Source organism: Echinicola salinicaeni (assembly GCF_014280965.1).
GTDB lineage: Bacteria > Bacteroidota > Bacteroidia > Cytophagales > Cyclobacteriaceae > Echinicola > Echinicola salinicaeni.
In genome coordinates, this window is record NZ_JACODZ010000009.1 from 173,528 (window position 1) to 189,968 (window position 16,441).

Here is a 16,441-nt window from a genome sequence, read left to right on the forward strand (position 1 = left end):
AATTAAATCCTAACTCAAGATTACCATTAACCTATGATTTGATACAATAAAGTGGTAAGCCAAAAGTCGGAAATCGGCTTACCACTGCTCATTAAGAATTTTAAGTATCGACTAATGAAACCGTTAAAATTAACTTAACTAACCTTTAAATTTATGTTTAATACTATTACAAAACAATTGCTGTGTAAAACAAAGCTGTTGTCCATATTGGTAGGGCTAAATTTGTTGTGCACACAACTATCCTTAGCAGCTAGAGAGCAAGGGATAAATCCAAAAGAAGTCAGTATAGAATTTGAAGCTGACAATGCTAGTTTGCAGTCTGTTTTTCAACAGGTTGAATCCATGACAGAATTCGTATTTCTATACGATGAGTCGATAATTAATAGCGAATTAAGGTTTAGCTTAGCCAAGAGCAAACTTACTGTAGCAGCACTTTTAGATAAATTATCTACAAAATATCCATTGAAGTTTCAGCAGCTTAATAATAGTATTTCAGTTAAACTGGAGGAAAGACCTGTTGGGCCTTTGGATAAGATTAAAATTACTGGTACCATTCGAGATCAAGGAGGCCAACCACTACCCGGAGCTACTGTCTTGGTAAAAGGAACCAACCTGGGGACAGTAGCTGACCTTGATGGGAAGTTTACTATCACAACGGATACAGATGCTATTTTGATATTCAGCATGATGGGCTTTAAGGATCAAGAAATCAGTGTTAACAATCGCTCAAACATCAATATGGTACTTCAGGAAGAAAGCGCTGCTTTGGATGAGGTTGTTGTATTTGGTTATAGTGCCGTGGAAAAGAAACACGTAGCATCGGCAGTTTCTGATTTGGATATGGAAAGGGTAGTTAACCGCCCTCTTGCAAAATTACAAGAAGCTTTTAGTGGGACGCTCCCTGGGGTAACCATGATGCAAGCTTCAAATATTCCAGGAGGAGTTCCGGGTAGTATTAATATTCGTGGTATTGCCACTTTACAAAGTGCTTCCCCATTGGTAATAGTGGACGGTATGGAACAAAGTTTAACAGACCTTGATCCCAATCAAATCAAAAGTATAAGTGTGCTAAAGGACGCTGCTTCAGCTTCTATGTATGGTTCCAGAGGAGCTAATGGGGTAATTATCATAGAAACCAAAAGAGGTACTACCGGTAAATTCAAAGTTGATATGCATGCTTGGACTGCGGTTAATGATCCTATTATGATGCCGGACTTTGTCAATTCAGCTGATTATATGAGGTTGAACAATGAAGCAAGGTCTATTCAGGGGCAAAGCCTACTTTATACTGAAGAAGATATCGCTTTAAGTGAACAGGGAGAATTACCTAATACCAATTGGGTAGAGGAAATTATGGAAAGAAGGGCACATTCCTATAATGTTTCCTCTAATATCTCCGGTGGTGGTGGGGTAGGTACCTTTAACCTAATGCTGGCATATCTTAAGGAAAATGGGCTTAATATCAATGAAGGAAGTGAGAAATTTACTGCTCGTTTCAATACCAATATCAATATCAACGATAAGTTTGTTCTTTTAGCTGATTTCTATGCAAGAAGGTTACAAGTGGATAGACTTTATGCCAATACTAATGGTCACGGTTTATATACAGATGCATGGAGGATGAATCCTACTCAAGCAGTATTTTATGATTCAGACCTTCCAGAGCACTATGCCTTATACGATGATCGGAACCCTGTGGCCAGTATTCACCATGGTGGCCTTTATAACAATCTTTATGATCGAAGTACGATAAACTTAAGACCTAAGTATCATATCAATGACAACTTGCACTTAAGCGGTAATGTTTCCTATATGATCAATAAGTCTGCTAATAAATATAAAAGAGAAACTTTTAAGTTTTATGATGAAGAAGGGAGACCAACCACTACCTGGCCCAATGCAGTCGGTGCATCTCAAGGAGTCAGTGTAAGTCAGTTTACTGCAAGAGGTAATATCAATTATGAGAGTAAACTAAGGAATGAAAAAGACAAAATCTATTTGATAGCTGGTTCAGAGATCATGAACCATGTTTATACAGACTATAGAGAAATTGCCAAGGCTTCATTCTATACCAAGATGAACTATTCGTTTGATGAGCGATATCTATTAGAGGTCACTGCGAGAAAAGATGGTAGCTCAAAATTTGCTCCTGGATACCGATGGGGTTTCTTCCCTTCTGCAGCGGTAGCTTGGAATATGCACAATGAGAGTTTTTTCAGGGATCTTAACGAAAGAGGCATAGTAAACAATATAAAATTTAGATTTTCCTATGGTAAAGTAGGGAATGAAAATGTAGCGCCATATTTATGGCAAGAAAGCGTAAATACCTGGGGCTGGACCATGAGGGTGCCTAATCCTAGTTTTACATGGGAAAACCAGACACAAAGTAATATTGGACTAGATGTGAATTTGTTTAAAAACAGGCTTTCCTTAACAGGTGAAATTTATAATAAACACTCTACAGACCTAGTATATGGGGATTTCCCTGTTCCTCCTTTGACTGGTTCCTATTATCTGGAAACATCTGTTAATATCGGTGAAGTAGAAAATAAAGGTTGGGAAGTATCAGCCAATTGGAGTGATAATATTGGCGATTTCCAGTACAGTATTGGAGGTATGTTGTTTGACAATAATAACAAAGTACTTAAAGCAGGTTATAATGTTTCAGACACCTTGGTTTTTAAAGGTAATATTGATAAAATATGGTATAACGGAAGTGCGATAAATAATTATTACGGATATGAAAGTGACGGCTATTTCCAATCTGAAGACGAATTAAACTCCACTGAAGCCAAACTTCCAAACACCCTTCCCGGAGATATTCGATATGTAGATCAAAACAATGATGGTATCATTAATGAAAAGGACAGGGTATATCTAGGAGATCCTTTTCCTCATATGAACTATTCCGTCAATATGAATTTAAGATATAAAAACTGGGATTTCAGTTTCTTAGGTCAAGGAGTAGGTAAAAGACTAGGAAGGGTAAATGGTCTTGAAGGATATCCAGTAATTATGGATGGTAGTACTAATTCTCTTGGTACTCCAAGGCAATATTATATGGATAATAGATGGACTCCTGAGACGCCTAATAGTAGGTTCCCAAGGGTATGGACCGGCACCAGCCCAAATGCCAATTTAAGTGATATATGGTTGAGTGATGCTTCCTATTTCAGGATAAAAACTTTGCAATTGGGCTATACCATTCCTAAACCGATGAAGGGAGTTCAAAATTTGCGCATGTATGTTAATGCGCAGGATGCCTTCACTTTTACCAATTGGGAAGGTCTAGAGCCTGAAGATAATGGAGGAAATGGCAGCTATCCAAGAATGGCTACTTATAGTCTTGGCGTGAAATTCACCATACTTTAAACTAATTCTCAGAAATGAAAAGATTCACCATAATATTAATAATAGCATGCCTGTCCCTTACGGGCTGCGAGAACTTCTTGGATAAGACAGATCCAACAGCAACATCATTTGAAGAGTTTTACAATGATGAAGAGGACCTACGCCGTGTAGTTTATAGTAGTTATAGAGATGTTTTTACACATAATAGTGACCGTAGGTTGATGCTGTATATGCAGGATGGAAGATCAGATAATGCCTATGCCCGGCTAAGTGGCGACCATCATCAGATTATTGGAAATGGCAACCTTAATGCCAACTCTAGTGCCATGGAATACTATTATAGTTTACATATGAAGCACTTAGGAAGACTAAATACTTTTATCGATAAAGTAGACGTGCCCTATGTAGAAGATGAAGCAGTTAGAGAGAGCTATTCCAATATCCTTCAAGGAATCCGTATTTGGCACTATTTTATATTGACTTCAAGATGGGGCGACGTACCTTTTGTCTTGGAACCTGCAGATCTTGATAAAGCTAGACAGCCTGCGACACCAAAAGAGGAAATTTTGGAAACTATTTTCCCTTTGGGTGAAGAAATAGCCAATAAGCTTCCTGTGGGTACTTATTCCTCCAACAAATACATGTTGAACCAGCTTTCTTTAAAAGCCATCATTATGCGCTATGCATTGTATTTTGAGCGCTACGAATTAGCAGCAAGATTGGCCAAAGAGATTATGGATAGTAAAGAATATGCCCTGCATCCTGTTTATGGGGAATTATTCCAATATGAAGCTTCTGATAAAAATGATGAGGTGATTCTTCATCAAAACAGAGAAAGTTTCAGTGGAAGCACGTATGCATTTCCTCATTTAGGCCCTCATTTTAGAACAGGATACGGTCAATCCTATATTGTACCATTAAAATCATTGGTGGACAGTTATTGGACTTTGCAAGGCAATACCATTGATGATTGTCCTTATCATACGAAGGAAGAATACGAACTTGATCCTAATTTAAATAGAGATCCAAGATATGCATTCAGCATTATGGGGCATGGCGATGATTTTTATGGCGAAACAATAGATGTTTACAATCCTGAATCTACCATGTTTTATGAAAAGACCCGTGCTGGAGGTTCTGGATATTGGTTCCGCAAGTTCGTTTCTGATGATGATGCTTTCAAGAATGGAAGTAATATGGAGTTCCCTCTTTTAAGATATGCAGAAGTTTTGTTGACTTACGCTGAGGCAAAAATCATGTTAAATGATGTGGATGCACTGGCCAAGGACTGTATCAACCAATTAAGAGAGCGCGCTGGCTTGGATATGTCTGAAGCAGATGTAACACTTCCAGAATACAGTGCCTTTAGCCAAAATCAATGGGTTCAATTGATCCGAAATGAAAGAAGGATTGAGTTGGCTGCGGAAGGTCGTAGGTATGATGATATTATTCGTTGGAGGATTGCTGAGGATGTATTGAACCAACCAGCTTTGGGACATACGAGGAAAGTGGATGGACAATTGGTTTCCCTAAAAATTGAAGACAGATCTTTTGCTCAGCATCAGTATTTATGGCCATACCATGAGAGTAGTTTAAAAGTCAATCCTGGATTGGAACAAAATCCTGGTTATTAATTTTACTTGTTTTGTATAATTGAATTTGGGCCCAAATAGTAATTCTTTTGGGCCCTTTTTTAAAATCAGTTATATGATTCTTTTCAAGGAATTTTTGCTTCAAATTCACGCTACTATTATCTGAATCTATAAATAGAAAATTATCAAACTTACATGAGAGGACTGCAACTAATTTTGTTTGTGATACTGGTATTTGGTTTACATCCTTTATTGGCACGACAAGAAACATTTGGCCCAGAGACTCAAAACCCCAAAGTAGAAGGTCACAGGGGAGCTGCAGGGTTAATGCCACAAAACACCTTGGAGGCGATGATTGAAGCTGTCAAATTAGGAGTAAACACTTTGGAATTCGATCTTCAAATATCAAAGGACGGAAAGGTCATCTTAGCGCATGATGCCCATATTAATCCAAAATATACCTTAGGAACTCAAGGAGAAGAAATACCGGGAGAAGAGGCCAAAAGGTTAATTTTCTGCAAAATGAATTACGCTGATATAAAGGAATATGACATCGGCAGCAAGTATCATGATAGGTTTCCAGATAAAAAAAGGTTTAAAGCAAGGATACCACTGGCCTCTGATGTGATTGATTCAGTGGAGAATTTTATCCAACACAACGGTTTGGAACCTATATGCTACAATATCGAAATAAAATCAAGCAAGCTAAAAGAGGAAAAAGGACTCGTTTATCCATATGAGGAATATGCGGACAAGGTGATGGATATTTTACTAAGCAAAAACTTGAAAGATCGCTTGGTAATTCAGTCTGGAGATCCCAGGTGCCTAAACTATCTTCATAAGAAATATCCTAATGTGCGATTGTCATATTTGGCTGTTTATAAGAAGGATTTTGAAACCTATATGTCCAAGTTGAATTTTGTGCCTGAAGTGTATAGTCCCTTGTACACGATGGTAGATGAAGCATTATTAAAAAAATGCAAAAGTTCAGGAATGAAGCTGATAACTTGGACAGTAGATGAAGAAGCTGATATCGCCAAAATGATTGAATTGGGAGTGGATGGGATTATCAGTAACTACCCGAATAGGGTTCTTGAACAACTGGCCAATCAATAAATATAAGTAGATTAATTGGCTTGGGCCATTTAAATGTTTTTGAAAGTTTCAAATAGCTTGTTTTGACTCAACATTAGAAGATTTCCATAGACTACTAATTCTTTTTGCATAACTAAATAATCCATAAGAAAAATGAAATTAATTTATATCATATTGTCTATCTGGTTGGGGTTAATTTCCTGTAAAGAAGGTGAGCAGCCTACACCAGAAATGGAAAAACCAAAAAGCACAAAAGAAATCACCGTATTGTCCTATAATATCCACCATTCCAATCCTCCATCCAAGCCTGATTTGATTGATTTAGAAGCTGTAGCAAAGGTGATCAAAGAGAGTAATGCTGACATTGTGGGTTTGCAAGAAGTCGATGTTTATACCGAAAGGTCAGGATCGGATTTACATATGGCCGAAAAACTCGGCGAATTGGCCGGCTATGATTATTATTATTTCTCAAAAGGTATTGACTATAAGGAAGGAGAATATGGAACAGCTATCTTATCCAAGTATCCTTTATCAAATGAAAAGACGATCAAGCTCCCTAAAGAAGAGGGCACTGAACAGCGAACCCTTTCTTTGGTTACGGTAAGTCTTACTGAAGAATCAAAGATTTATTTTGGAAATACCCATATGGATTTTACAAGTGAGTCGAATGGCTTAGCGCAAGCAAAATTTATTACGAAGTATTTTGATGAATCTACGGATAATGAAATTCCCGCAATTGTAGTAGGTGATTTTAATGCCGTTCCCAGCAGCCCCGCCATTCTTCATTTTGATAGATATTTTGAGCGGACTTGTAAATCAGGCTGTGCCAATACAGCTTCTACCAACAATCCAAGAAAGATCATTGATTATATTATTTATAAAAATACTAAGGATTTTGAGGTTGAATCACATGAGGTGATCAACGAGACTTATGCATCAGATCATTTTCCAGTTTTGGCAAAATTGATTTTAAAGGAGTTTTGAGCTTAAACTGTAAATTATTAAAAATAGTCTTAAAGCTTTATAAATCCCCTAGATTGCTAGGGGATTTACTATTTTCTATGATTTTTTGAACATATATTTGGTTAAGTCAGAATGCTTAGCGTTTGCCTTAATAATTCAATATTAACCCAAAAATGTACTTTCATGGACCGTAATAAATCAATACTGCAATCCTTTGCTTATTTTTTGATTGCCTTATGTTTGATATTTGTGGTATTGAAAGTGGCTTCATTTATTTTTATTCCTGTTGCATGGTCTGGACTTTTGGCGATAGCATTATTGCCCGTATGTGATTGGTTAGAAGAAAAAGGAATTTCTAGAAAAATAGCCATCATTGCAAGTATCCTGATGACCACTTTGACCGTAGCTATTATCATTTATGTTTTGGCCAACCAACTGGTTGGTTTAATGAAGAGTACTCCAGCAATAGGGAATAAATTAGAACAGTATCTTATTTCAATTCAAAATAGTCTTCAGGTTTTTGGTGTTCAAATTTCAGAAGGAGACCTGGATATACAGCTGTCAAGTTTGATCGATACAAAGACCATCAGTGGATTTTTGGTTGATTCAGTAGAAACCATTATGACTTTGGGGATAATGCCGGTATTAGTTTTCTTTTTTATTTATTACAGGGAGTTTTTTATGGAATTTTTACGAAGACTTCAAACTAGCCATACTGATAAAAAGTTGGGCGATCGGTCCTGGATAGTTGAGGCAAGTGGCTTAATTAAGAATTATTTAATTGGACTTTCTTTAGTGACCATTATCGTGTTTGTAATGGCCAGCATTGTTTTTTATGTATTGGGAGTGAAATATTTTTTGTTCTTTGCTTTGTTTGTGTCAATATTTAACCTGATTCCTTATATCGGTGTGTTTATATCTTCTTTTATTTCAGTGGTATATGTACTGCTGATTACAGATTCATTGATATATCCCTTATTGACGCTATTACTCTTATGGAGCATTCAGCTAATTGAAAATAACCTGATTACACCCATGGTGGTAGGGATGAAGATAAAATTAAATCCTTTAGCTGTCATCTTGGCAATTATTCTAGGAGGCTGGACTTGGGGGATATCTGGGGTAATGCTTTTTATACCTTTGATGGGGGTATTAAAAATTGTGTTTGATCATGTAGAAGGATTAAGCCCATATGGGTATTTGTTGGGGAATGAAATTCCAGAGTTTAGTCAGAAAGAGACATTATGGTCTAAACTGAAACGTAAATGGAAGGTATAGGTGAGTTTTACAAATTTTTTCTTCTAGAGAGAAATATTGCTTTAATCTTAGTTTTTCGTTTATCTGATGGACTAAAAATAAAGTCTCCATGGGAGGCTAATTGGTGTTAAATTTATTTTCCTATTAGATAAATAAATTTTCCAGATCAATTGCCATAACAACCATGGAGACCTTACTGATATTTATTAACCCTAAGCCTAGACTATATCTAAACCTTGATTTAAAGGTGTGAAAATACTGCAGTTATTACCTATCCTAAACGTTCAAAAAGCTATCATTTATGAACGTTCTTTTTGATATAGTTTTGGTAAGGTTTTGATAATCTGTTGGTTGTTGTATTTGGGTAGGTCTTAAAATACTGCTGAGCTAATAAAAAAGTGGAGCCATTTGATGGCTCCACTTTTTTATAGTAAAATGAATTGAAGGTATTTTCAAATTATCTAAGATAAAGCATCGCTACCTTAATAAATCTTCTTTCAATAGATTATTGGGCGACTTGTCTACCATTAATACTTGTATTTTTAAACTGAAGGTGATGGATATAATCTAATTTGACATCCTGATCCTCGGGAGTAGAAAGTTGGATGTTTTCCAAGCTTAAATAGGATACTTTGTATTGATCAGATTCTCGAGTATTGAATACTTGGTCACATTCTAAATCAATATTTCGAAATCTGATGTGATCAGCTGCTGATGTTCTGATGTTCTTTTCACCTTTAAGGTCAAAAAACTGTGTCCAAGGCTTAATGTATAACATGCTTTTTGCATTTCCTTTTATATCCTCTACCAAGATGTGTTCATAGTGCTGTGGCGTGTCCGGTCTCATTTTTAACCATAAGAGCCGTGTAGCATGTGATACCTTAGTCCTGCGTAGGATGATATTTTTGTTGTGGATGGATTCACTTCCGCAGGTCAAGGCACTGTGGCAATATCCGAATTCGCAGTCTTCTACAATAATATTATAATTTCCACCATTATTTGGATCTTTGTCTGCATTGGGGCCTTTTCCGCCTTTCAAAGCAATGGCATCGTCATTGACGGACATATAGCAGTTTTTTACCAGTACATTTTTGCAGACATCCAGGTCGATGGCGTCAGAACTTGGCGCTTTTTCATGTTGAGGTTCGTGGGGTGCAAAAATATAAAGATCAAGTATTTTTACATTTTCGCATTTATAATAATGAGAGGTCCAAAAGGGGGAATTGATCAATCGGATTCCGGAAACCTGGATATTTTTACTATTTGAAATGAACAGTAGTCTGGGACGCATTTCATCCAGATTGGTACATTCTGGATTCCATTTTCTTCTAAGCCAAAAAGATCTCCAGAACCGCAAACCGTTTCCGTTAAGAGTTCCTTTTCCTGAAATGGTAAATCCATCTAGACCATCGGCATTGACTAAGGCTGCAAAATACTTCCTATTTTGTCCTTCTATACGGGTGTCCAGTAGTTTGAAATGACTGATATCATCACTTCCTTTTAGTACAGCACCTTCCTTAAGATGGAGGTGGGTGCCAGGCTTGAAGAATAAGGAGCCACTAAGAAAAGTCCCTTTAGGTATTATAATAACCCCTCCGCCATTTTTATATGCTTGGTCAATTACTGCTTGGATCCTATCGGTTTGTACAAGGGTACTGTCTACTTCTATACCATAATCAGTGATTTGGTAATGCTTGCCGAGTTCATTAATATCAGTAGCCTTTGTTTCTCTAAACCAATCAGGGATAGCTGTTCCATCAGGGAATACTTCATTTTGAGCTAAAATTGCCTTGGTACTGATAAGTAGGAATAAGAATGTTAAAAGATAGGTTTTCATGAGTATAGTTTATTTATAATAGGCAAAAATCTAGTATTACAAATTGCCATATCATCAGTTGTGCTGCTTAATATGTTTGGAAAGTAAATAAAAGTGTGGAACTAACAATGCTGTAATGTCATGGTTGTCCAGAAATTGAAATTTGGCATTTAGGAGAAATTTTACAGTAATTAATATTGGGTTTGTATTTATTTGTTTGATCCTGAATATTTTATTTAGTGTACTTAAGCGACCAGTAGAATTAATTTTATGCTTAGGCCTTGCGTATTTGTTTATCACTTTCATGTGGTTGGTTTGATTAAGGAGATTTTAACAGTTGCATTCAGTCCCTCATAACCAGATAAGGATTTATATAAGGTAATTGTTTATGCCATATAGAATTGGCATGACGCTGCATCCATCAATTCTAACAATTTGTATTTTCTTCAATTCTCTTATTTATGTGCCTCAGAACAGTGCATAACGGTTTTGTTTTTATTTTACCATAATTTGGTTGAATATCCAGTTTAAGGAAATGAAACCCGAAATGATCATTATGAAAAAATTTTATGGAAATTTACTGGTCTTAATGACCCTTGCCTTCTCGACTTTGTTTTTACCTTCTTGTACTGAGGAAGGCCTGGAACCTGCAGAACCTATAGCAGGTTTTACGACTGTTACAAATGAGCTGGAGGCTACATTTAATAATTCTTCTGAAAATGTTAGCTCTTATTCTTGGAATTTTGGTGATGGCAATACTTCTACGGAAGAAAGTCCCACTCATACCTATGAATACGCTGGAATATATACTGTCGTATTAACTGCTAAGGGAGCTAATGGAACCATAGTTGAAGCCGATGAAGATATTACCATTGTCGAAAATTTGAAAGCAGATTTCGCTTTTGAAATGGAATATTTGGCAGTTAACTTTACCAATTCATCCGAAAATGCGGTTTCTTATTCATGGGATTTTGGAGATGGCAATACTTCTACAGAAGAACATCCTATGCATACTTATGAAGAAGCAGGCACTTATACAGTGGTATTGAACAGTACTGCTCAAGGTGGAACGAGCGTTCAGACCAGCCAGGAGTTGACAGTAGTAGGTCCGCCAATGGCCGCTTATACATTTGATGACGAGGGTCTTACTGTGAACTTTACCAATACTTCAGAGAATGTAATCAGCTATTCATGGGATTTTGGCGATGGGAATAGTTCAACGGAAGAAAACCCAAGTCACAGCTATTCTGCTGCAGGTACTTATACTGTTGTGTTGACTGCTACTAGTGATGACGGGAAAGTAGTTACAACTAGTCAAGAGGTTACTGTTGAAGTTCCTGTAGATACCTCATTATTTACGATCATGTTTATTACCGATGATGCCAATGATGATGCTCAAATAGAATGGCTAAGGGAAAAGGGTTTTAATGTCAACACTTATTATAATGGTGCCTTGAGTACAGCGCCTCAAGAAGATATAGATATGCTCAATGCGGCAGATTTGATAATCATTGGCCGAAGTGGCAGTTCATCTGACTTTGATGGAAATGATAAGATTGCCTGGAATGCCTTGACAGCACCATTGATTCTTAATACACAATGGGCTGCAAGAAATAATCGACTTAACTGGTTCAATAATAGCGGTAATCCAATAGCATATAATCCAGCAGGAGGAGAGGTGATTAGTGCCCAAATTTTGAAAACGGATGATGCCACCTTTGATGAGGTTACCCTAACTGAGGAGAATCAGCTTGCTTGGATCAATACGCCAATCAATTTTCTTTATGCGGCTACAGATACTAATGGAGAAGTATTGGCAGAGAGTGTAGGAGCAGCAGGAGGTGACCCTGGATCAGGCGCCATGTTATATGTTCGCTTTGAGACCGGTACAGAGTTTTATGATGGAGCAGGTGAATCTGCAGCTGGACCAAGGACATATTTTGGTTTTGGTGCTGATGAGGGAGGAGTATCCTATTATTGGCAGCTTACTGATGAGGCAAAGGCAGTTTACTTTGAGGAAATCCTTAGACTAGTTCAGTTATAGGACTCCATCAGGAAATAGTTATAAAATTAATTAATAGGGATTTGTTAGTGAGCCAGCCGTTCTCAAATGAGGATGGCTGGTTTTTTTTAATTATATGTTTACCCGTTTTTCTAACCGTATCTTATTAATCAAAGGAGGTAGGTGTCTTTGTGAGATATATATATTATCTCTGTAAGACTATAGTCTTTGGTCGGATAAAAATTATTCATTCACATAAAATGAAATCTTGTTTCATTGGACCATTACTATTTTGAGCTTTGTCCTATTTTTTCGATTCCTTAATGTATTGGCTGGGGGAGCTGCCAAAGTGTTTGGTGAAAGCCCTACTGAAATTATTGGGAATATTATACCCTACTTTATAAGCAGTTTCGGTAATATTATAGTCTCCAGTCAATAAATATTCGGCAGCCTTATTCATGCGAAAAGTATTGACAAAATCAGCAGCGGATTTGTTGGTCAGCGCCTTAATTTTTCTATAAAATTGGGAACGGCTCATATTGAGCTGCGCAGCCAAGGAATCTATATCTAGATTTTCAGTTTCCAGATTACTTTCTATCAAGCCTTTGATTTTTTCAAGGAATTTTTCATCAGCGGAGTTGATTGCAATCTTTTTGAACTCTGCGGATGATCCTTTTGAAAATATTTCCCGCAAGAGACGACGTTGCTCGAGAAGGTTTTGTACTTGGGCTTTTAATATGTCAGTATTAAAAGGTTTGGTGACATATGCATCGGCTCCTGTTTCATAGCCTTCCATCTTGGCTTCAGCAGATTGGCGAGCAGTGAGTAAAATAATAGGTATATGACTGGTACGTTCATCTGTTTTGAGTTGTTTGCAGAGTTGTAGTCCATTCATATCCGGCATCATTAAATCACTGATGATGAGGTCGGGAATACTATTAACGGCTTTGTCAATACCTTCGATACCATTGGTAGCAGTTGTGACCCTGTATTCCATATTGAAGCTCATTTCTACATAAGACCGAATATCTGTATTGTCATCAACCACCAAGATCAGAGGGGTTTCAGTATCAGAATCGTTGGTATGCTTAGTGGATGGATCAATGCCAGTAGTTAGGGGTTCCTCAATATTTATTTCTTCAAGCTTGCTTGGGGGAATTTCATGCGTTGAATCAATACTTACAGGTAGAAATACTGAAAAACTTGTACCTTTTCCTAAAGTACTGTCCACCTCAATTTTACCACCGTGCAGACCCACTAATTCCTTGCAAAGGCTAAGTCCAATACCTGAGCCTTTTTGCTGCTTTTTATTATGAGGACTCTGATAGAATATTGTGAATATTTTTTCCTGATCTTCTTTGGGAATCCCTTGGCCATTGTCCTGCACAAGGATGGTAATTCCCATGGTTGGACTTGTGGTTTTGTCTACTTTAAGGATGATTTGTCCATTATTAGGTGTGAATTTAAAAGCGTTAGATAGAAGGTTGTTCAATACCATGGTGAGCTTATCGGCATCAAAGTCCATGATAAAATGGTCAGTAGAAGTCATTATTTTAAAGTCAATAGCACCTTTTTTGGCCATTTCTTCAAATGAACTGCCAAGACTAAGAACAAATGAAATTATGTCTGAATGCTGAAGATTGAGTTTTAAATGACCTGATTCCAATTTACGGAAATCCAATAGTTGGTTGATGAGCATTAAAAGTTGATTGGCATTTCGATGCATCAAAAGGTGGTATTTTGCTGCAATTTGTTTTTTGGGTTTTTCTTTCAAAAGTCTTTCCAGTGGATCAATAATCAACGTCAGAGGCGTCCTAAATTCATGGGATATTTCCGTAAAAAATTGGAGCTTGGCCTGATGGATAGCTTCCCTTTTTCTATAGCGTATTTTAGCAATGAGGTAACGGTATACCATCCAGGCAAATAATGCTAAAGCTATCAAGTAAATACCAATAGACCACCAGCTCAGCCACCAAGGTGGTAGCACTTTTATCCGCAAGGTGGCAGGTTGTTCACTCCATATTCCATCACTATTGGCTCCATATACCCTAAATACATAATCTCCAGGAGATAGGTTAGAGTAGGGGGCTATCCTTCTGGAAGCATCTGTGTAAATCCATTCGCTATCATATCCTTCGAGTTTGTATTTGTATTTATTGCTTAGTGGGTTAGTATAGTGCAAAGCTGCAAATTCCAGTCTGAATGTCTTGTCCCACCAAGTAAGTGTGATTTCCTCCGTTGTGAGTAGGGAATTTTTCAATATTTCCCTGTCCCTGACTTTGGTTCCCAAATGCACATCTTCGTGCATGACATTTAGATTGGTCAAAATGACTTTTGGAGGAAAAGGATTAATTTTTATTTGCTCAGGAATGAACGAAGTGAGACCATTTGACCCCCCAAAAAACAGTTTACCGTTATTCTTGTTCAGAAAAACAGCACTTTGCTTGAATTCATTGCCCTGTAAACCATCAAAAATATTAAAGTTCTTTATTTCACCATTAGTTGTGTTGATTTTGCTCAGCCCTTTGGTGTTGCTGGCCCAAACAGCACCATTACCATCAAATGCTACTGCCATGATAAATTCATCAGTGAGACCATTTTGTAGTGTGAAGTGTTTGAATTTTTGTTTGGTAGGATCAAATACACTTAAGCCCGCATCTGTGGCTATCCAAATACTACCACTGTTATCTTCTGTCAAAGAGTAGGTACGGTTACTAAGTGGGCCTGCATCCACTTTATTGGAATGGGAATAATTGATAATGAAAGGTTTGTCATCCAATTTCGGGGAAATGTCTAAAGACATTCTACTTATTCCTCCTTCTTCTGTTGCAATCCAAAGGGTGTTTTCTTGGTCAATCAGAAGGTCCATGATTTGTTTTCCAGCAAGTCCTAAGGTATTGTCGTAACAATGAAAAAGGTCTTTTTCCTTGTCATATCGGGAGAGACCATAAAAAGATCCCACCCAGATATTCCCTTGTTGATCTTCTTCAATGGAAAAAATCCCGATACTACAATCTGTTTTTGCGGCATGGAAAAAAGCATCTTTTTTGGGATCATAATAGGACAGACCATTTTTGGTGCCTATCCAAACCAAGCCTTTGCTATCACAAAATAAACTCCGTATCTGAAGGTCTTTGAGCTTGTTGTCACCAATATAAGTATAAGTGGAATTTGTACTAGTGGTGTCTATAATCGTGATACCATGGTTTTCTGAGCCTACCCAAATCCGGCCTTCATGATCGGTACAAATTGCCCTTACCACATTGTCTATCAATCCTTGGCCATTTTGGTCTTTTCGATAATTTACAAAAGGTTTGGTGTTAAGATCTGTATGGTTGATCCCACCAGATTGGGTGCCTACCCAGAGATGGTCCTGGTCATCCAAATAGAGGTATTTGGTGAATTCATCAGAAAGTGATTGAGGATCCATGGGGTCAGGATAGTAAATAAGGGTGTCATTCTCTTGTTTATAGATTTGGATCAATCCATTTTTAGAAGTAAGCCAGTTATATTGTTCATTTTCCTCATATTTGATATGGTAACTATAACGGGCACGTAACTTTTCTTGAATAAAATTAGGTGCTTGCTCAATGGGGAATTCCTCAAAGTTTTCTTTTCCATAATTGTACCGATAAATCATGGTTTTGGGTTCTACCTGAATCCAAACTTGTTTCAATGAATCTGTTACTATGGCACTTATTCTATTATCCCGAAGAGCTGTGCTGTCATTTCCATTGGCACGAAAAATCTTAGTATTGTACCCGTCATAACGTACTGCCCCTCCCCAGGTGCCAAACCACATAAAACCATATTTGTCTTTTGTGATGGCATATACAGCGTTTTGTGGCAATCCATTATTGACATCTAACTGTTCGAACTTTAACCGCATATTTTGTGCGTTTCCTTTTTCCATAGTGATCTGGATAAAAAGAAAATGAAATAAAAGAGAAAATATAAAAATCCGGGACATGGTTCTCCAAGTTGTTTATGCCAGTAGCGAAAATAGAATTAATTTTCTTTTATCCCACAGGATATGGGAGAGATTAAAGTTCTAACCGTAAAGTCATTTCTTTTTATCAAAAATAGGTGATATGAATTGTGCTGATTATCTGATAAGATAAGATGGGGAAATGATAAATAAAATCGATTTAGTTGTTTTATCCTCTTGATTTTAAGAGTTCTATCCAAGGTTAATACTAAGTTTCTTTTACTTGTTATAAGTCATGATTAAATAATATACTTTTTATAGGAAATTAAAAATACTAGCCGTCTACCAGTATAAGCCATAACACTATTAGCAAACCAGTTTTATAAATTTCGTATAAATCCATTTTTGAAAAATCATTCCTAATTGGAAGTTTGATT

Annotated in this window: 8 protein-coding genes; 6 read left to right on the forward strand and 2 right to left on the reverse strand. The window is 37.0% G+C overall.

Annotated elements, in window-relative coordinates; translation table 11 throughout:
* Nucleotides 1-153 precede the first annotated feature (153 nt).
* The 5 genes from H7U17_RS17900 (at nucleotide 154) to H7U17_RS17920 (ending at nucleotide 8,279) form a co-directional block, all read left to right on the forward strand.
* Nucleotides 154-3,372 (forward strand): SusC/RagA family TonB-linked outer membrane protein, encoded by a 3,219-nt coding sequence (locus H7U17_RS17900; protein ID WP_186758124.1) that lies wholly within the window; start codon nucleotides 154-156, stop codon nucleotides 3,370-3,372.
* A gap of 14 nt (nucleotides 3,373-3,386) precedes the next feature.
* Entirely contained in the window at nucleotides 3,387-4,985 is a 1,599-nt protein-coding gene (locus H7U17_RS17905; RefSeq protein WP_186758125.1) for a RagB/SusD family nutrient uptake outer membrane protein, read from the forward strand.
* A gap of 153 nt (nucleotides 4,986-5,138) precedes the next feature.
* Nucleotides 5,139-6,059, forward strand: coding sequence for a glycerophosphodiester phosphodiesterase family protein (locus tag H7U17_RS17910; protein ID WP_186758126.1), 921 nt, complete (start codon nucleotides 5,139-5,141; stop codon nucleotides 6,057-6,059).
* A gap of 132 nt (nucleotides 6,060-6,191) precedes the next feature.
* On the forward strand, nucleotides 6,192-7,022 hold the full coding sequence (locus H7U17_RS17915; RefSeq protein WP_230981479.1) for an endonuclease/exonuclease/phosphatase family protein: 831 nt from the start codon (nucleotides 6,192-6,194) through the stop codon (nucleotides 7,020-7,022).
* Between the two features lie 162 nt (nucleotides 7,023-7,184).
* Nucleotides 7,185-8,279: an AI-2E family transporter gene (locus H7U17_RS17920; protein WP_186758127.1), complete on the forward strand. Its 1,095-nt coding sequence runs from the start codon at nucleotides 7,185-7,187 to the stop codon at nucleotides 8,277-8,279.
* 484 nt (nucleotides 8,280-8,763) lie between these two features.
* Here H7U17_RS17920 and H7U17_RS17925 read toward each other — a convergent pair whose 3' ends face one another.
* The gene (locus tag H7U17_RS17925; RefSeq protein WP_186758128.1) at nucleotides 8,764-10,095 is read right to left on the reverse strand and encodes a rhamnogalacturonidase; all 1,332 of its coding nucleotides are present in this window, start codon (nucleotides 10,093-10,095) and stop codon (nucleotides 8,764-8,766) included.
* A 535-nt stretch (nucleotides 10,096-10,630) separates the two neighbouring features.
* On the opposite strand from H7U17_RS17925, the gene H7U17_RS20775 reads away from it, so the two are divergent.
* Entirely contained in the window at nucleotides 10,631-12,118 is a 1,488-nt protein-coding gene (locus H7U17_RS20775) for a PKD domain-containing protein (protein WP_186758129.1), read from the forward strand.
* A 262-nt stretch (nucleotides 12,119-12,380) separates the two neighbouring features.
* On the opposite strand, the gene H7U17_RS17935 is transcribed toward H7U17_RS20775, so the two are convergent.
* Nucleotides 12,381-15,989 (reverse strand): hybrid sensor histidine kinase/response regulator transcription factor, encoded by a 3,609-nt coding sequence (locus H7U17_RS17935; protein ID WP_186758130.1) that lies wholly within the window; start codon nucleotides 15,987-15,989, stop codon nucleotides 12,381-12,383.
* Nucleotides 15,990-16,441 lie beyond the last annotated feature (452 nt).